Origin of the sequence: Mesorhizobium sp., from assembly GCF_017306585.1 — a bacterium.
Taxonomy (GTDB): Bacteria; Pseudomonadota; Alphaproteobacteria; order Rhizobiales; family Rhizobiaceae; genus Mesorhizobium.
Window position 1 is genome coordinate 1 of the sequence record NZ_JAFKIC010000254.1, and the last position, 16,167, is coordinate 16,167.

Genomic DNA, 16,167 nt, shown 5'->3' on the forward strand with positions numbered 1-16,167 from the left:
CCCAAGCTCTCCCGCGGCTGTAACCTCAGGTGGTACGGGCGACTTCGCCAAGCCAAGGTCCGGGCGGCCGCCCGGACCTTGGCTCAATCGCTTCATTCCCACGAAATCTCTCTCGTGTAGATACAAGGTGGCTCGGCGAAGCCGAGACGCAGTGGGGGTCGACCGGCACGGCACAAAACAATCCATGCGCCAGGCTGCCATGCACTGTCACCAAGACCAGCGTCTGGAAATCCATGCCGTAGCCAGTCGAGCGGAGGCGCGGAACCGCCCCCGCCGTCAGCGAAGTTTTAATCGCTGTTGCGCCATGGTGGTTCTCCGCCAGGAGTTCCGCCATGTCCGATACGTCCTACACTCCGAAAGGCCCGGTCTCGCAGCCTCGCGGCGGGGCAGGACATGACCGGACGGCCGAGCGCCGCCGCGATGCGGCCACCATCGCCAGATTGAAGGCGCGGATCGCCGCTCAGGCGGAGCTGATCGCGGGGCAGGACGTCTCGCTCGCCCACAGCCGCAAGATCTTCGATCGCGCTTCGGCGGCAGCGCGCATCGGCGTGTGGGAGTGCAGCCTGCCCGACGAGCGGCTCACCTGGACCGACGTGGTCTACGACCTGTTCGACCTGCCGCGCGGGGCGGCACTCGACCGCAATGAAATCGTCAAATGCTATCCCGAGGAGTCGCGCAAGGCGCTGGACAGCCTGCGCGGGCGCGCGATCGCCGAGCGCAACGGCTTTAGCCTCGACGCCGAGATCACCACCTTCGCGGGACACAGCCGCTGGATCCGCATCACCGCGACCGTCGAATGCGAGGGTGGCGTGCCGGTGCGCATCTTCGGCATGAAGCAGGACATCACCGAGGAGAAACTGCTGTCGGACCGCATGCGCTATCTCGCCGAATTCGACGCCATGACCGGGCTTGCCAACCGCGCCCGCTTCCAGGCGCGGCTGGCGCATGCCGACGAGGGCCGTCCGCTCGGCGCGCTGCTTTTGGTCGACCTCGACGGGTTCAAGGCCGTCAACGACACGTTCGGCCATGTCATCGGCGACGAATGCCTCAAGGAAGCCGCCCGGCGCCTTGCCGGCGGCTGCGGCGAGGCCGAACTGGTGGCGCGCGTCGGCGGTGACGAATTCGCGGTGCTGGTCGGGCCGCATCTCGATCGTGGCGCGGTCTCTGCCCTGGCGCGGCATGTCATCGAGGCGATGGGCAAGCCGGTCGCCGCGTGCGGCCAGTCGCTCAGGCTCGGCGCTTCCGTCGGCATCGCCTTCGCCGAGACAGGCAGGCCGTGCGACCTGTTCGCCCAGGCCGACACCGCGCTCTATGCCGCCAAGGCGGCAGGCCGCAACACGTTCCGCATCTTCAAGGCCGAGCCGGGCGCGAAAGGGCGGAGTGCTGCGGCGTGAAGCGCTCGCGCGTCAGGCCTTTTTCACCGCCCGCTTCTTCGCCGGCGCCGGTTCCTGAACTTGCGCCAGGCGGTCGGCCGCTTCCTTGGCCAGCCGCAATTCCCTGAGTTTCGCGGTCTTGATCTCCCTGGCTTTCGCCTCGGACAGATATTCGGCGGTCGCCCGGTTGCGCTCGACCGTTTTCTTCTGCTTGTCGGCGAAACGGGTTTCGGCTTTCTGCATGATCGTCTGATTGCCTGCGGCCATGGAACAAATTCCCTTGTGTGAAATGGTGGAAGTGAACTTGTATGACAAATAGGAATTCAGACGACGAAATTCAATTTTTTGAACTATTTGACCACCATCGCGCATTGCGGGCATCATTGCCGCGATAATACTTCCACGAATCTTTTGCGGCATCGGATCTTGATTCGAGGCCCCGTTTTCCGGGGTGCCGAAAATTTGCCGCTACTCGATCCGGTGCCGGACCGGCGCCACGGTCCAGTCCACAGTGTGCTGGTCGATCATGGCATGCACCGGCGAATGGCCCATCTCGGTCATGATGCCGGCCGCCGCCTTGCGGCCGGCCTCGGCGGACGCCCAGAGCAACACGCCGACGATGGTGCCGTCGTCGCGCTCGGCGATGCGGCGCGACAGGAAGCCCGGCTGACGCAGCAGCCAGGCGTCGATATCGGCATTGGCAGCGACGAATTGCGCGCAGGACTGGCCCCTCAGCTTGAACGTCGTCACTTCGATGGCTTCCGTCATGTCATCTCTCCATTGGCAGGATTGTTCAGCCTTGCGCCGTCGGGCGCACGACCAGTTCGTTGACATCGACGCCATCGGGCTGGCCGATGGCGAAGCCTATCGCCTCGGCGATCGCACAGGGCGGTATGGAGGCCTGATCCAGCATCGCGCGGGCGCCGGCCTCGACCTGTGGGTTGGCGATGCCGTCGAACAGTTCGGTGCGCGTGAGGCCGGGGCTGACCACTGTCACACGGAGATCGCGGCTCTCCTGGCGCAGCCCTTCCGAAAGCGCCCTGACCGCGAATTTGGTGGCGCTGTAGACGGCGGCCGTGGGATCGACGCGGTGCCCCGAGACGGATGCGACGTTGATGATGTGGCCGGATTTCTGTTCGCTCATGACCGGCAGCACGGCGGCAATGCCGTTGAGCACGCCGCGCAGGTTGACGTCGATCATCCGGTTCCAGTCGTCGACGCGCAGCTCGGCCATGAATGACAGCGGCATGATGCCGGCATTGTTGACCAGCACGTCGATCCGGCCATGACGCGCACGGGCCGCCGCGACCGTGGCTTTCACGCTGTCGAGATCGGTAACGTCGAGTTCGCGGGGCATTGCCTGGCCGCCGGCCTGCTGGATGTCTCGTGCGATGGCGGTGAGCCGGTCGGTGCGCCGGGCGCCGAGCACGATGCTGTGGCCGCCGGCGGCCAGATGCCGGGCTGTCGCCTCGCCAATGCCGCTCGTGGCGCCGGTGATCAGCACCACCTTGCCGGTGATCTGTGGACTTGTCATGGGAACTCCGTCTGTTGGTGGGAGCCAGGGCTCCCGCTGCCGGTCTTATGCGGCCAGACGGCCACGGGGCGTTATGGCGATCCTGCAAGATTCCTGCACGATCCTGCAAAGCGCGACGGCCGAAGCTGGCAGGTCTTGCAGGATCGGATATGGTTGGCGCCATGGTTGTTTCAGACGTTTCAGGTGCCGTTTGATGCGAACGGGCGATCCTTACGGCGAGATGGCATCGATCATCGCCCGCCACACGGATGGCGATGAGGAGTGCGCCACGGCGATCGGTACGCTGTTCCTCAGCCGGCGCTCCTCGACCGGCAAAAGCATCTACACGGCGCAATGGCCGTGCTTCGCGCTGGTGGTGCAGGGCGCCAAGAGCCTGGAGCTTGGTTCGCAAATCCACAGCTACGGCGTTGGCGATTATCTCGTGGTTTCGCTCGACCTGCCGGTCGTCTCACGCGTGACCGAGGCAAGCCGGGAGGCTCCGAACCTTGGACTGGGCCTGCGGATCGAACCGGGAGGGCTGAAGTCGTTGCTTGGCCGGATCAGCGTGACGCCCGCCCCGCAGGACGCGCGGGCGGTGGCCGTCAACAAGGCGTCGCCGGACTTGCTCGATGCTGTCGTGCGGCTGTTGCGCCTGCTGGACCAGCCGGGCGACATTCCGGCGCTGGCGCCATTGATCGAGCAGGAAATCCTTTACCGTTTGGCGACCGGCCCTTTTGGACCGGCCTTGCTGCAGATCGCGATGCTGGGAACACCCTCCAACCGGGTTGCCCAGGCGATCGACTGGCTGGGGCGGAATTTCGCCCGGCCGCTGCGCATCGAGGAACTGGCGCGTCATGTCGGCATGAGCCCGTCCTCGCTGCATCATCATTTCAAGGCAGTCACGGCGATAACGCCGATGCAGTATCAAAAACAGCTGCGCCTCCACGAGGCGCGGCGGCTGATGCTGACCGAGCGGCTGGACGTCGGCTCGGCCGGCTATAGCGTCGGTTACCAGAGCCCGTCACAGTTTAGCCGGGAATACAGCAGGCTCTATGGCCGCCCGCCGCTGCGCGATGTGGCGGGAAGCCGGTAGGACCACAGACACGTCCGGGTACGCCCGGCGAGGCCGCGGCGGGCGCCTGGCGATCCCGCGCCGAACCGCAAGATCGGTCGAGCGCTGGATGTCCGGGATCGCCTAACTGGCGTCGTCACGGAGGACGAGACGTTGAAGGCGGCGCTTGAAAATTACCATGCCCGGATGCAGCGGGTGCTGGACCACATTGACCAGCATCTGGATGACGATCTGGACCTGGAATCCTTGAGCGGCGTCGCGGCGTTCTCGAAATATCATTTCCACCGGCAGTTCACCTCGACCTTCGGGGTGTCCGTGCATCGCTATGTGCAACTCGCCCGGCTGAAGCGCGCTTCGTACAGGCTTGCCGGCAGCGACGCCCAGAGCGTCACCGACATAGCGATGGATGCCGGCTACGACGCGCCCGATGCCTTCGCCCGCGCCTTCCGGCAACGGTTCGGGCAATCGCCTTCGGCGTTCCGGAAATCTCCCGACTGGGGGGCGTGGCTCATGGCCTTCGGGCCTTTCGACAAAGCAAGGAACACGCTCATGCAGATAATCTTCGAACACGATGACGTGACGATCCGCGATGTGCCGCCGACGCCGGTGGCGATCATGGAGCATCGGGGCGACCGGGCGACGCTCGGCGCCACGATCCAGCGGTTCATCGCCTGGCGCAAGGCCGCAGGGCTGTCGCCGCAGACCAGCCCGACCTTCAACATCTTCCGATCCGAAAGGGAGCCTGCGGTCGCGGCCAACTACAGCATGGATATCTGTGCCGGAACCGATCAGCCGCTCGGGCCTGATGACGATGAGGTGAAGGCCGGGGTCATCCCCGGCGGGCGCTGCGCGGTGCTGCGCTACCCCGGCAACACCAACAATCTCGAGCCTGCCGCGCTCTACCTCTATCGCGAATGGCTTCCGGCCAGCGGCGAGGACGTGCGCGACTTTCCGATCTATTGCCGGCGCTGGCTGTCCCCGATCCCGGAAGGGCCGATGCATGAAGTGGTGGTCGAGCTGTTCCTGCCGCTGAAATAGCACTGGGGATCAATAGCGCTGGGGCGACAGGCGGCGCCTCAGCCGGCGGGCGGCTGCTTGCCGCCCAGGCCCAGAACCACGTCGCGCGTCAGCGGCGCGAGGTCGATGCCGTCGGCCGAGCCGGGATCGAGCCAGATCATCTCCTCGATCTCCGCCGCCGCTATCGGCTCGTCGTGGATGGAAACCGTGAACAGCTCCGCCTCGACCATGCTGTCCGGCTCGTTGGCCGCCGGGGCGGCGAAGCGGCCGAGCGGCGCGGCCATGGCGGGATCGATCGTCAGCCCAAGCTCCTCGTGCAGTTCGCGGGCCAGGGCTTCAAGCGGCGCCTCGTGCGGCTCGATCTTGCCGCCGGGCTGCATGAAGGCGCTGGTGCCGCGCTTGCGCACCAGAAGCAACCTGCCCGACGCATCGGCGATGACGGCGGCGGCGATCCTGATCTTGCGGCTTTCGGAAGGCATCGAATTCACGCTATATGGTCCGCTCCACGGCGTGCCATCCCGGCACCCTTTAGAAGCAGCCGCGATTCCCGGTTCGGAGACAAGCCATGTTTGCCGCAAAGGCCATCGACACCTCTGATAAGGCCGCCTTCTACCGCGACCTCGCAACGCAGCTGAAGGCGCTGCTCGAAGGCGAGAGCGACTCGATCGCCAACGCCGCCAACACCTCGGCGCTGATTTTCCAGATGGTGCCCGACCTCAACTGGGCGGGCTTCTACTTCCTCGCCTCGGACGAGGAGCTGGTGCTCGGTCCGTTCCAGGGCAAGCCGGCCTGCGTGCGCATCACGGTGGGCAAGGGTGTGTGTGGAACCGCCGTCGATCTCGGCACCTCGATGCTGATCAAGGACGTGCATGATTTTCCCGGCCATATCGCCTGCGACGCCGACTCGCGTTCGGAACTGGTGGTGCTGCTGGAGGACGAGGAGGGCGTGTTCGGCGTGCTCGACCTCGACAGCCCGCTGCCCGGCCGCTTCGACAAGGCCGACCAGGCCGGCATCGAGGCGCTGGCCGCGATCTATGTCGCGGCGAGTTCGTTCGTGGATTGAGTGGCACAGGCCGAGCTCTACGGCGCCCCCCTCTGTCCTGCCGGACATCTCCCCCACTTGGGGGGAGATTGGCGGTTTCGGCGCCCTGCACAGTCTCGCAACGTTGGAGATTGGCGAAAGCCGTGGCGACATCCAATCTCCCCACCTGTGGGGGAGATGTCCGGCAGGACAGAGGGGGGCGCCGTAGGGCGCTACCCCTGCAGACCTACAACCCCGCCTTCAGCGCGCGATCGAACGCCTCCACCGCCATCTCGACCAGCTGCGCATGAATCTCTCCGCGCGGCCTTCCGCCCCCGTCGCCGCAGACCGGGTCGCCGATCTCCTCGGACAGGATGAGGGCGCGTGCGCCCGGCTTGCATTCGCCGAACATGCTGTAGTGGCTGCCATCGGCGATCGCGGCGTAGCTGGCGTTGGGGATTGTCCTGGCAATTCCGGAAGCGTCGGCGGTCGCTGGGATCTTGCCGGGCTGGCCGAGATTGACGATGGCGACGGGAATGCCGATCCCGGCGAAGCTATCGGGGGCGAGGACATCGACCGGCGCGGGATCGATCGCCATGGCGAAGCGGATGCGGCGGTCACTGTTGTCGCGGCCGGCGAGACGCATGTCCATGGCGTGGAGATCGACGCCGCTTTGCCTCACCCAGCCGCACAGCGAGGCGTTGAGCAGGTCGGTGTCGCAATAGGCGGCGAGCCGTTTGGCATCGACACGCGCGCCGGCAATGGCGAGCGCCGTGCTGCCGCCCATGGACAGGCCAAGGACGCCCGTCCTGCGCTCTAGAAGGTGACCGCCGAAGAAGGCGTTCTCTGGCATCGCGTTCAGCGTGGCCGAGAGGTCGGCGGGGCGCAGCCAGAGTTTCATGGTCTCTGCTGCCGATCTGTTCTTGCCGCCATTGCCCGGATGCGTCGGAGCGGCGACGACAAAGCCCCGGCTTGCCAGCGGCACCGCGATCCAGCCCAGTGCTTCCGGCGTTCCGGCGAGGCCGGCGCCGTGGGAAAGCAGGATCAGCGGGAATTTTCCATCCGCGATCGGGGCTTCGCGCATCGCGGCCGTCCCCTTGAAAAGCGCGCTGTCGCCAAGCGTGACGGCCTCGCCGCCGGGCCGCGCCGGATACCAGACGGTGACGTCGAGGTCGCCGCCGCGCTCGGCCGATGGCGCGGCGAGATGGCGAACGCCGACGGCGTCGGCGGCATTGGCCTGATCCAGCATCGCCATCGTGGAAACGATGACGGCGCAAAGCATGGTTTTGAAGTTCATGGATATCTCCGTTTGGTAAGGGCGTGCGCACGACGGGGGCTGCCCAGCGTGCGTGTCGGGAACGATTGCGTTTGAGGTTTCATCCCGATGCGGCGATGCCGGTGGCTGGCGGTGGTTTATCCCCTGCCGGCCAGGGCGGCGCTCAGCGGAAGGCGGGTCGCGACGAAAGCGGGCAGGGTGCCGCCGACCACTCCGATCGCAAGGCCGAGCAGGCCGGCCTGCAGCATGACGCTGCCGGTGACGGTGAGTTGAAAGGCCATGCGGGTGTTGTTGGCGCCCAGCGTGCTTGCCTGCCAGCCGTTGAAGACCAGCCATGAGACAGCAGCGCCGATCGCCGCGCCGACCAGCGAGAGCAACACGGCCTCGATCCATGTCGCGGTGAAGGCCGCCAGACGGCCGAAGCCCAGCGTGCGCAGCGTGGCGATCTCGACGGTCCGGTCCGAGACCGAGCTCATCATCGTGTTGAGCGCGCCGGCTGTGGCGCCAATCGCCATCAGCAGGGCGATCGGCCAGCCGAAGAGGCGGATAAGGCTGCTGGTCCTGGCCGATTGCGAAGCGTAGAACTCGGCTTCCGAGAGCGCGGCGACCGGTGTTTTCACCGCCGAGGCGAGTGTCGCCCGCAATGGCGGCAGGCTCGACGGGCTCTCAAGGCGGGCGCGGAGCGTCTGCACCTGACCCTGGCGGTCGAATGCGGATTGCACGGCCTCGATGTCGGCCCAGATTTCGGACTCGAAAGCGCTGCCGCCGGCGGAGAACTGTCCGACGACGGTCCAGTCGACACTGCCGAGGCGGATCCTGTCGCCGACGCCGAAGCCGGCGAACTCGCCGGCGAGGCGCGCGCCGACGACAATCTCGCGGGAACCCGGAGCGAACAGGCGGCCTTGCGACAGCGCGACGCCGTCGCGCACAGCCGGGCCTGCCTGATCCATGCCCCGCAGGGCAAGCGTCTGGTCGACACCGTCGGCAAGCCGCTTCACGTCGATGGGTACGAGGATTTCGCGCGAGACGATCGCCGCACCGGCGCTGTCGCGGGCAATTCCGGTCTCGCCCCGGTTCGCCCTGAGATTGCGGATCAGGTCGGCGGGGATATCGGAGCCGATTTCCTGGTTGGTGCCGCCGCCAAGAACGATTGCGACGGAAGCCGAGCCGGCGCCTGCCAGCGTCTTCTCAAAACCTTTGGCCATCGACAGGAAGCCGGTCAGCACGGCCACGACGAGCGCGACCGACAGAACCATGGACGTGGCGATCCAGGCCCGGCGCGGCAGGCTGCCGAGATTGGCCCCGGTCATGGCGGCTGTCTGCTTGAGTTGTGAGAACATGGCCTACCTCGACCTGAAGGCGTTGATGATGGGCATGCGCATGGCATTGACGGCGGGAAGCAGCCCGCCGAGCAGGCCAAGCGCGATGATGACGATGGCGGTCTTGCCGGCCACCAGCGGCGTGAGGGAGAGGCCAAGCGCGGGACCGGCAAGCATGGTCGCGCATTTCGCGCCGGCCAGTCCGGCCAGCCCGCCGATGACCGATATGAACAGGGTCTCGCCCAGGACCAGCGCCATGATGCGGCCGCGCGAGAAGCCGAGCGTCTTCAGGACGCCGATCTCGAAGGTCCGCTCGCGCACCGCGAACGCCATGGTGTTGATGACGATCATCATGATCGTGGTGAAGGCGGCGCCAACCACGAGATTGATGATCAGGCCGATGTCGGCGAACTGGCGGATGAAGGCCTCGAGGAACTGCTTTTCCGACTGCGTCCGCGTGGGGGCGGCCGAGTTGGCGAACAGGGCATCGATCCTCGACGCCAGCACGCCCGGTGACACGCCGTCACGGGGGCGAACGACGAAGCCATCCACCATGTCCTTGCCCTGCGCGCGCGCCGCGTTGATGTAGTCGTAGCGAGCGATCATGAAATAGGTGTCGGTGCTGGCATCGGCGCCTTCGAAGATGCCTGCTATCTCGAAGCTCCAGTCACGGCTGCCGTTGGTGCCGGTCATCTGGAACGCGGTGACGCCGATGCGCTGTCCGACCGACCAGCCCTGGGCCTGCGCCAGCGCCTTGCCGACAAGAACGCTGTCGCGCGTCCGGTCGAGCCCGGCGAGCAGGTCCGCGGTCAGGCCAAGCTCCCTGCCATTGACGGCAGCCATCGAGCGCGGGTCGACGGCGCTGGTCATCACCACATTGCTTTGGGTGCCGGCAAAGCCGCGCATACGCGCCATGTAGGAGACAGCGGCGACATCGCTGTCCGCCGCGATCCTGCCGAGATAGCTCATCGGCAGGGATTGCGACCGCCCGGCCTTGTTGAAGACGCCGAGCAGATTGTCGCTCGCGCCACCCGTCCCCTGCGAGCCGGCAAGGAAGCTTTGCGTCAGGCCATAAATAAGGATGGCGACGGCGACGCAGAACATCAGCAGCAGTGTGCGGTAGGGTTTGCGCCAGGCATTGCGCCGTGCGAGCTGGAGGCTGGTCATTGGCGCGCCACCCCCTGTTCCATCGCCTCGTCCCGGTGCGGTTGCGGCGCAAGGTCCTCCGGCTCACGCTGGAACTGCTCGGTGAATTCCCCCTTGTTGAGGTGCAGCGTGCGCCTGGCGAAGCCGGCCGCTTCGGGATCATGCGTGACCATGACGATCGTCTTGTTCAGTTCGCGGTTGAGGAGGCGGAGCATTTCCAGGATGTCGTTGGCCGACTTGCAGTCGAGATCGCCGGTCGGCTCGTCGCACAGAAGCAGGCCGGGGTCGGTGACGATGGCGCGTGCTATGCCGACGCGCTGCTGCTGGCCGCCGGACATGCTGGCCGGGTACTGCTTCTGGCGGCCGTCCAGGCCGACCAGGTCGAGAACCGTGTCGACGCGCTCGGCGCGTTGTCTGCGGCTGAGCGGCTTGAGCAGCAGCGGCAGCTCGACATTCTGCGCGGTATTGAGCATCGGCAGCAGATTGTAGAACTGGAAGACGATGCCCAGATTGTGGGCGCGCCACGCGGCCTTGGCGCTTTCACCCATCTGTTCCAGATGGCTGTCGCCGATCCGCACCTTGCCGCTGTCGGGCCGGTCGATGCCGCTCAGCATGTTCAGCAGGGTCGACTTGCCCGATCCCGAAGGCCCCATGACGGCGACAAAGTCGCCACGGGCGATGTTCAAGCTCAGGTCGGAGAAGATCGCGACCTTCTCGGCGCCGAAGCTGAAACCCTTCCTCACGCCCCGTATCTCGATATAGGGCTCTTTGCCGATGGTGCCTGTCATTGCTGCGCTCCTTTGCGGTTTTCGGCGGACGCGGTGGCTCCCGGGATGCCGGCGATGCTGATACGGGCCCCCATGTTGGGCCGGATGCCGGCGGGCGGCGAAACAAGGGAAAGGCGCAGCGCCACGGTTCCCTTTTCCGCCGAGGCGGCGGGCGCGATCCTGTCGACCGTCACCTCGAATGGCTGATCCGGGAAGCCGTCGAGCACCGCCTCGCCATGCAGCCCGGTCCGCACCAGCGCGATGCTAGTCTCGGCAATGTCGGCGTCGATGGCGAGGTCGCGCGTGTCGACGATGGTTAGCAGGCTGGCATTTTCCTTGACGCTGTCGGCGCGCGCCAGAACGCTTTCGCCCAGCCGGGCGTTGCGCACAGTGACGGTGCCGGCAATCGGCGCGACGACGATCAGTTCGTCGACGGTGTCGCTGGCCTGTTCGCGGTCGAGCACGGCCCTGGCCAGGTCCTGCGCAGCTTGGTCGAGGCTGTTTGCGGCGCGCTGGCGCAGGGTTTGGGCGTCTTCAAGCTGTTGCCTGGAAGCGGCGCCTCGGGCGAAGAGCGTGGCGGCGCGATCCGATGTGGCGCTGGCCTGTGCGAAGTCGATATCGCGGGCCGCGAGCGCCAGCCTTGCGGAAGCTTCGGCGATTTCGGTCTGCCGCAGTTTGAAGCGAGCGCCTGAATCATCCAGCCTGACCAGCAATTGGCCTGCCTCGACCCTGTCGCCGACCTCGACGGCGACCGCGACGATCCGGCCCTCATATCTGGAGAAGACCTCGGCCGATCGCGGCGCCACGACATGGCCGGACCCGGTGATCTCTCGCGTTGCCGGTGCCGCGACAGGCGCCGGCGCTTTCGGCGCGGCCGGATCCGTCGGGGCGGGAGCGATCTGATCGCCGCCTGCAGGAGCGGGCGGATCGGCATGGAAAAGCTCTGGCGCGGTCGGGAGGGCGAGGGCCGCGACGCCGGCTATCGCCAGTATCGCGACCCCGCCAAGGGCGAACGATCGCCGGCGTTCGGGTTGTCTGGACGGCATCGACGGACCGGTCCCCAGAGCGACAGGCTCTAGGGACAGGGACTTGAGCTTCAGGGCCAGTTGACGGTCATGTGCGGTTGCTGTGTTCATGCCGCGATATCGGCGGAACCTGACGCCGAAAGAGACCTGGATCACGATCCAGCACGTGCTTTATCGCGATCGAGTACGCCTGATGCGCACCGGCGCCGCCGGTTCAGCCGCGCACAGGGGCGGCAAGAGATGGGGAAGGCGCGTTCTTCTCGCGCCAGGCAAGCGGGGTCATATCGGTGACGCGGCGGAATTCGCGGTTGAAGTTCGACTTGGTCTGGAAGCCGGCCGTCAGCATGATTTCGGTCACGGACTGGTCGGTTTCCGTCAACAGCCGGCAGGCCTCGGCGATGCGGTATTCGTTGACATATTGCGACACGTTCTTGCCCGTCGCCCGGTTGATGGCCGAGGATATCTGCCGTGCCGGAATTCCGGTGCGGCGGGCAAGCCGGTTGAGGTTCAGGTCGGCGTCACGGTAGAGTTTTTTCTCCCGCAGCACCTGGGCGATTTCACCGATCGTGGCGGCGTCCTCGCCAGCGTCGCCTGGAGATGAAGTCTCGGCGGGGTCGGGCGCGTTCGGCGGAACGTGGCTCTGGCTAGCGGCGGCAGCCGCCGTGCCGACGAGCACGAGGAGAAAAAGGTTGGCGATGCCGATCACGGTCGCGGCCCGTGCTCCCTGTCCGGACGCCAGCTCGAAGGATACCAGCATATCGACCAGTCCCGACAGGCACAGCGTCGCCGCCGCCAGCAGGATGGCGCGGTAGGCCGGTACCGCGCCATCGAACGGCGCCAGGCGAAGGCCGTCGGCGCCCGACCGCAGCAGCCAGAGAATGGCGCCGGCATAGACGAAGTCGATCGCGATGAGCGCCAGGTCGATCGATTCGCGCCAGACGATCATCAGCGCGATGATGACGACGGCCGGCGTCGCGTGAATGCCGAGCAGCGCCGGCCATTGGCGCTTGTCCGTCCGCACCAGGCTGGAGACGCCGGCATAGAGCAGCGACGGCATGATGGCGGCCGATACGGGAGCGATATAGCCGACCTGCGGGATGCCATAGCCCCAACGCAGGCCGGTGAGCACCGACTGCAGCGCGCTGAGCAGGATCAGGCCCAGAAACGGCAGGTTGGGCGCTGCCCCATCCTGTCGCCTGGCGACGACCCAAAGCAGGATGAACAGCAGTAGCGCGACGACGAAGGGCAGGGGAACAAACGGCATGGGTTCGCTGGGTGATGATGCTTCAGCAGACCCTAGCCGATGTGGTTTTGATTCCCAAATGGGCGGATGAACGAAGCCGGTACTTAAACCAGCTTCACCAGCATCAGGCTGAAGCAGCCGATGAACAGGAAGGCGCAGAAGGCGAGCGCCAGCGGACGCAGGCCGCGCGAGCGCAGCTGCGAGATGTCGGCCTGCAGGCCCATCGCCGCCAGACCCATGGTCAGCATGATGGTGGTGGAGAGCGCCAGCGCCGACTTCACTTCGGCCGGTATGGTCACCAGGCTGTTCAGCGCCACGACGGCGACGAAGGCGGCGACGAACCAGGGCATGGGCGGGCGGGCGCCCGACTGGACGCCGGCGCTGCCGCGGCGCGCCATCAGGCCGAGCGCGATCACCATCGGCGCCAGCATGGCGACGCGGGTGAGTTTTGCCACCGTGGCGATCTCGCCGGACTGGGTGCCGTTCTGGAAGCCGGCGCCGATGACCTGCGCCACCTCGTGGATCGAGGCGCCGGCCCACAGGCCGAAAGCGTGCTGGTCGAGGCCGAGCAGCGGGGCCAACAGCGGGAAGCCGAGCATGGCGACGGTGCCGAACAGGGTGATGGAGGCCACCGCATAGGTGACGTCCTCGTCGCGCGCGTCGGTGACGATGTTGGTGGCGACGATCGCCGAGGCGCCGCAGATCGAGGTGCCGGCGGCGATGAGCTGCGCCAGCTTGGCGTCGACACCGATCAGCCGGCCGAGCGTGACGGTGAACAGGAAGGTGCAGCCAAGCGTGGCGGCGACAATGCCGACGCCGCTCGCACCGATCGAGACGACCTGGCCGAGCGTCAGCTGGAAGCCGAGCAGCACGATGGCGAAGCGCAGAAGGCGCTTCTGCGAGAAGGCGATGCCCGCCTTTGCATGCGCCGGCGTGCCGAGCACGTTGGAGTAGATCATGCCGGCGACGACGGCCAGGATCATGGGACTGAACAGGGCGAAGCCGGAGACATTGTGGGCCGAGAAGGCAACGGCCGTGATCATCGCCACCAGCACGACGCCCGGAATGACGCCGTTCCACACCGAGTCGAGGCGCTTGCGGCCGGCGGCGAGATCGGCGGAAATCGTGCTGTTCGGAATATCGTTCGCGATGTGGGTCAGGGAAGACAATGCAATTCTCCAGGCGAGTACGCCGGAGAAATGCCATTTCACAACCGATCTTTCCAACGAATTATTCTGGTTGAAATGATCGATTTTTACGAACGATTGGCATGATGGCGGACGGCAGCGCCGCCCCTCATCCGCCTGCCGGCACCTTCTCCCCGTATAGGGACGGGGAGAAGGGAGATAGCCGCGTCCCCTCTTGCAACGCTGGCGATTGGCGAAAGCAGCGGCGAGGGCGTATTTCTCCCCGTCCCTATACGGGGAGAAATGCCCGGCAGGGCAATGAGGGGCGGCGCGAGGCCAAGACTAAAGCTGCGCCTCGATCGCCGCCTTGTCGATCACCGACCAGACATTCCTGATCCGGTCGTCAAGAAATTCGTAGAAGACGTTCTCGCTGAACGACACCTTCCTGCCGTTGATGGGCAGGTCGAAGAAGGTGCCCCTGGGCGTGCAATGGAATTGCAGGCGGGCGGCCACGAAAGGCGGCTCGGCGATCAGCAGCTGGACGTCGAAATAGAGATCGGGGATTTCGCGAAAATCCCGCTCGAGCATGGCGCGGTAGCCCGATAGGCCGACACGCTCACTGTTGTAATGCACCTCGTCATGGACGAAGCGGTGCAGCCGTTCCCAGTCCTGATTGTTGAGGCAGTCGATATAGCCTCGGTAGAGATCGGTTTCGCTCATGGCGATGCCTCCGGATGTCCATGCGGCCCGGCGCGATGCATCGCCGCGCCTGGCACCGGCCATTGTCCGTTCCGCATGCGTCCGGCGCAAGCTTAAAGCGGCATCCTGATCCTGGTGGCCACCGTATGGTCCTGGCTGCCGCTGTTGGTGCCGACGGCGGTGCTGTAATCGAGGCCCAAGGTAAGCCCGCCGATCCGGGCATCGACGCCGATGCCTATGGACAGATAGTCGCGGGAAAAGGCTTGGGCATCGATCACATAAGGCATGGTGCCTAGATCGGCGTAGCCGAGGCTCGCGCGGCTCGATCCGGAAAAATCATGCGTGTATTCGAAACGGGCGCGCGGCGTCAGCACACCCCAGTCGATGGGGACGGTGTTCTCGATGCGCAGTCCGAGCGTGCCCGACAGCGTGTCGATGGTCTGCTCGCCGAAGTTCAGGTTGTAGATGCCGCCGCCGTCTTCGGTGAAGCCGTCTAGGGTGGAATGCGAGCCGGACAGCCGGGCGTAGGGCGAGATCAGCGAGCGGGCCTGGCGAATGTCATAGCCTGTCGTCATCGAGGCGAAGACCTGGTTGCCGTCGCGTGTCCCGGAGGCGAAGTCGCCGGTTGGCGTGACATAGCGCACGCTGTCGAAGTTCATGGTGCTGTAGCCGGCCAGACCGTCGAGGAAGAAGCCAGGCACGGGGCGATAGCTGCCATAGACGGCGACCGAGAGTGCGTCGGCCCGGCTCTCGGTGCCATTGCCGCCGACATCGGTGATGTCGCGTCCGTAGCCGAGGCCGATACCCGCCGTCAGCGTGGGGCTGAAACGATAATCGGCGCCCCCGCTCACGCCGACCAGCGTGTGGTCGAGCCTGATGGCGCCGTTGTCATTGGAGCCGAAATTGACATAGCCGCCGCTCCAGAAGGCAAGCTCGCCGAAGCGGTTTGCGGCCGGTTCGGGCTGATAGGCCGGATTGGCTGGGCCGGTCGCCGCCTGGCCCGCCGCGCCGGCACCTGTCACGACCTGACCAGTGGAAGCCCCGGTCGGAATGGCTGCTGTCGAAACGGTATCGGCTGAAGGCTGGCTGTTATGGACCTGGCCTGTCCGATTTTGGCCCATCGGGGTTTGGCCCGTCGGGATCTGGCCGGGCATGGCGTAGCCCGCGTCCTGCGAGGCACAGGAGCCGTCCGGTATAGGCTGGCCGGGCATCCTGCTTCTGGCTTTGCCTTGCGGGTTGCAGCCGTCGCCGTTCGACAGTCCCTGGATGCCGACGCTCAGCCGCATGGAATTGCCGCGCTGGTCGCCTTCATTGTGAAGCTGTTCGAGCCGCTGGCCAAAGCCGCGGATCTGGTTGTCGGCAAATCGCCTGGTGGCGTCCGTCTGCGCCTGGATCAGGCCGATCACTTCCGGATCGCGCGACGGATCGGGGCGCGCCGTCACATTGATGGTCACGGTGGCCGGCTCCGATGCGCCGTCCGAATTCGACAAGGTGTAGGTAAGGCTGGTCGTGCCGGCATAGGTGCCGGAGGCGGCGAAATGCAGCACGTAGGCGCTGCCCTCATGCGCG

General features: G+C 66.0%; 16 protein-coding genes and 1 pseudogene. 4 read left to right on the forward strand and 13 right to left on the reverse strand.

Annotation, left to right across the window (positions count from 1 at the left end; all coding sequences use genetic code 11):
* The first annotated feature begins 332 nt into the window (after positions 1 to 332).
* Positions 333 to 1,394, forward strand: a complete 1,062-nt coding sequence (locus J0I79_RS30285; protein WP_292868207.1) for a diguanylate cyclase — start codon at positions 333 to 335, stop codon at positions 1,392 to 1,394.
* A gap of 12 nt (positions 1,395 to 1,406) precedes the next feature.
* On the opposite strand, the gene J0I79_RS30290 is transcribed toward J0I79_RS30285, so the two are convergent.
* From J0I79_RS30290 to J0I79_RS30300, 3 genes are all read right to left on the reverse strand, one after another.
* Positions 1,407 to 1,640, reverse strand: coding sequence for a hypothetical protein (locus J0I79_RS30290; protein WP_292868246.1), 234 nt, complete (start codon positions 1,638 to 1,640; stop codon positions 1,407 to 1,409).
* 201 nt (positions 1,641 to 1,841) lie between these two features.
* Positions 1,842 to 2,141 (reverse strand): hypothetical protein, encoded by a 300-nt coding sequence (locus J0I79_RS30295; RefSeq protein WP_292868210.1) that lies wholly within the window; start codon positions 2,139 to 2,141, stop codon positions 1,842 to 1,844.
* Between the two features lie 25 nt (positions 2,142 to 2,166).
* Positions 2,167 to 2,907 carry an SDR family oxidoreductase gene (locus J0I79_RS30300; protein ID WP_292868213.1) on the reverse strand — a complete coding sequence of 247 codons (741 nt, stop codon included), beginning with the start codon at positions 2,905 to 2,907 and terminating at the stop codon, positions 2,167 to 2,169.
* A gap of 193 nt (positions 2,908 to 3,100) precedes the next feature.
* Between J0I79_RS30300 and J0I79_RS30305 the strand changes: the two genes are divergently transcribed.
* Positions 3,101 to 3,979 (forward strand): AraC family transcriptional regulator, encoded by an 879-nt coding sequence (locus J0I79_RS30305; RefSeq protein WP_292868215.1) that lies wholly within the window; start codon positions 3,101 to 3,103, stop codon positions 3,977 to 3,979.
* A 132-nt stretch (positions 3,980 to 4,111) separates the two neighbouring features.
* Positions 4,112 to 4,996 (forward strand): AraC family transcriptional regulator, encoded by an 885-nt coding sequence (locus J0I79_RS30310; RefSeq protein WP_292868218.1) that lies wholly within the window; start codon positions 4,112 to 4,114, stop codon positions 4,994 to 4,996.
* A 38-nt stretch (positions 4,997 to 5,034) separates the two neighbouring features.
* Here the strand turns inward: J0I79_RS30310 and J0I79_RS30315 are convergent, their stop codons facing one another.
* Positions 5,035 to 5,454 (reverse strand): NUDIX domain-containing protein, encoded by a 420-nt coding sequence (locus J0I79_RS30315; protein WP_292868249.1) that lies wholly within the window; start codon positions 5,452 to 5,454, stop codon positions 5,035 to 5,037.
* Between the two features lie 86 nt (positions 5,455 to 5,540).
* On the opposite strand from J0I79_RS30315, the gene J0I79_RS30320 reads away from it, so the two are divergent.
* Positions 5,541 to 6,038, forward strand: a complete 498-nt coding sequence (locus J0I79_RS30320; RefSeq protein ID WP_292868221.1) for a GAF domain-containing protein — start codon at positions 5,541 to 5,543, stop codon at positions 6,036 to 6,038.
* Positions 6,039 to 6,243: 205 nt separating this feature from the next.
* Here the strand turns inward: J0I79_RS30320 and J0I79_RS30325 are convergent, their stop codons facing one another.
* From J0I79_RS30325 to J0I79_RS30365, 9 genes and pseudogenes are all read right to left on the reverse strand, one after another.
* A complete protein-coding gene (locus tag J0I79_RS30325; protein WP_292868224.1) occupies positions 6,244 to 7,293 on the reverse strand; it encodes a dienelactone hydrolase in 1,050 nt (349 codons plus the stop codon).
* A gap of 116 nt (positions 7,294 to 7,409) precedes the next feature.
* Complete coding sequence (locus tag J0I79_RS30330) at positions 7,410 to 8,612, reverse strand: ABC transporter permease (protein WP_292868227.1); 1,203 nt, start codon at positions 8,610 to 8,612, stop codon at positions 7,410 to 7,412.
* Positions 8,613 to 8,615: 3 nt separating this feature from the next.
* Positions 8,616 to 9,758 carry an ABC transporter permease gene (locus tag J0I79_RS30335; RefSeq protein ID WP_292868230.1) on the reverse strand — a complete coding sequence of 381 codons (1,143 nt, stop codon included), beginning with the start codon at positions 9,756 to 9,758 and terminating at the stop codon, positions 8,616 to 8,618.
* A 74-nt stretch (positions 9,759 to 9,832) separates the two neighbouring features.
* Positions 9,833 to 10,525 (reverse strand): annotated as a pseudogene (locus J0I79_RS30340) (ABC transporter ATP-binding protein); the annotation flags it as partial.
* Entirely contained in the window at positions 10,522 to 11,640 is a 1,119-nt protein-coding gene (locus tag J0I79_RS30345) for an efflux RND transporter periplasmic adaptor subunit (protein ID WP_292868233.1), read from the reverse strand. The gene J0I79_RS30345 and the pseudogene J0I79_RS30340, both read right to left, overlap by 4 nt.
* A 103-nt stretch (positions 11,641 to 11,743) precedes the next feature.
* Positions 11,744 to 12,793 carry an AraC family transcriptional regulator gene (locus J0I79_RS30350; protein WP_292868236.1) on the reverse strand — a complete coding sequence of 350 codons (1,050 nt, stop codon included), beginning with the start codon at positions 12,791 to 12,793 and terminating at the stop codon, positions 11,744 to 11,746.
* 83 nt (positions 12,794 to 12,876) lie between these two features.
* On the reverse strand, positions 12,877 to 13,941 hold the full coding sequence (locus tag J0I79_RS30355; protein ID WP_292868239.1) for a YeiH family protein: 1,065 nt from the start codon (positions 13,939 to 13,941) through the stop codon (positions 12,877 to 12,879).
* A gap of 300 nt (positions 13,942 to 14,241) precedes the next feature.
* Positions 14,242 to 14,619, reverse strand: a complete 378-nt coding sequence (locus J0I79_RS30360) for an ester cyclase (RefSeq protein WP_292868241.1) — start codon at positions 14,617 to 14,619, stop codon at positions 14,242 to 14,244.
* 92 nt (positions 14,620 to 14,711) lie between these two features.
* Positions 14,712 to 16,167 (reverse strand): autotransporter outer membrane beta-barrel domain-containing protein (locus J0I79_RS30365; protein ID WP_292868243.1); only part of this gene is annotated, 1,456 nt, incomplete at its 5' end.

What these genes read in the sequence shown, in the direction of transcription:
- J0I79_RS30360 (WP_292868241.1), bottom strand. Translation starts at nt 14,619, where the DNA reads ATGAGCGAAACCGATCTCTACCGAGGCTATATCGACTGCCTCAACAAT.
- J0I79_RS30315 (WP_292868249.1), bottom strand. Translation starts at nt 5,454, where the DNA reads ATGCCTTCCGAAAGCCGCAAGATCAGGATCGCCGCCGCCGTCATCGCC.
- J0I79_RS30325 (WP_292868224.1), bottom strand. Translation starts at nt 7,293, where the DNA reads ATGAACTTCAAAACCATGCTTTGCGCCGTCATCGTTTCCACGATGGCG.
- J0I79_RS30345 (WP_292868233.1), bottom strand. Translation starts at nt 11,640, where the DNA reads ATGAACACAGCAACCGCACATGACCGTCAACTGGCCCTGAAGCTCAAG.
- J0I79_RS30295 (WP_292868210.1), bottom strand. Translation starts at nt 2,141, where the DNA reads ATGACGGAAGCCATCGAAGTGACGACGTTCAAGCTGAGGGGCCAGTCC.
- J0I79_RS30305 (WP_292868215.1), top strand. Translation starts at nt 3,101, where the DNA reads ATGCGAACGGGCGATCCTTACGGCGAGATGGCATCGATCATCGCCCGC.
- J0I79_RS30300 (WP_292868213.1), bottom strand. Translation starts at nt 2,907, where the DNA reads ATGACAAGTCCACAGATCACCGGCAAGGTGGTGCTGATCACCGGCGCC.
- J0I79_RS30285 (WP_292868207.1), top strand. Translation starts at nt 333, where the DNA reads ATGTCCGATACGTCCTACACTCCGAAAGGCCCGGTCTCGCAGCCTCGC.
- J0I79_RS30330 (WP_292868227.1), bottom strand. Translation starts at nt 8,612, where the DNA reads ATGTTCTCACAACTCAAGCAGACAGCCGCCATGACCGGGGCCAATCTC.
- J0I79_RS30335 (WP_292868230.1), bottom strand. Translation starts at nt 9,758, where the DNA reads ATGACCAGCCTCCAGCTCGCACGGCGCAATGCCTGGCGCAAACCCTAC.
- J0I79_RS30320 (WP_292868221.1), top strand. Translation starts at nt 5,541, where the DNA reads ATGTTTGCCGCAAAGGCCATCGACACCTCTGATAAGGCCGCCTTCTAC.
- J0I79_RS30350 (WP_292868236.1), bottom strand. Translation starts at nt 12,793, where the DNA reads ATGCCGTTTGTTCCCCTGCCCTTCGTCGTCGCGCTACTGCTGTTCATC.
- J0I79_RS30290 (WP_292868246.1), bottom strand. Translation starts at nt 1,640, where the DNA reads ATGGCCGCAGGCAATCAGACGATCATGCAGAAAGCCGAAACCCGTTTC.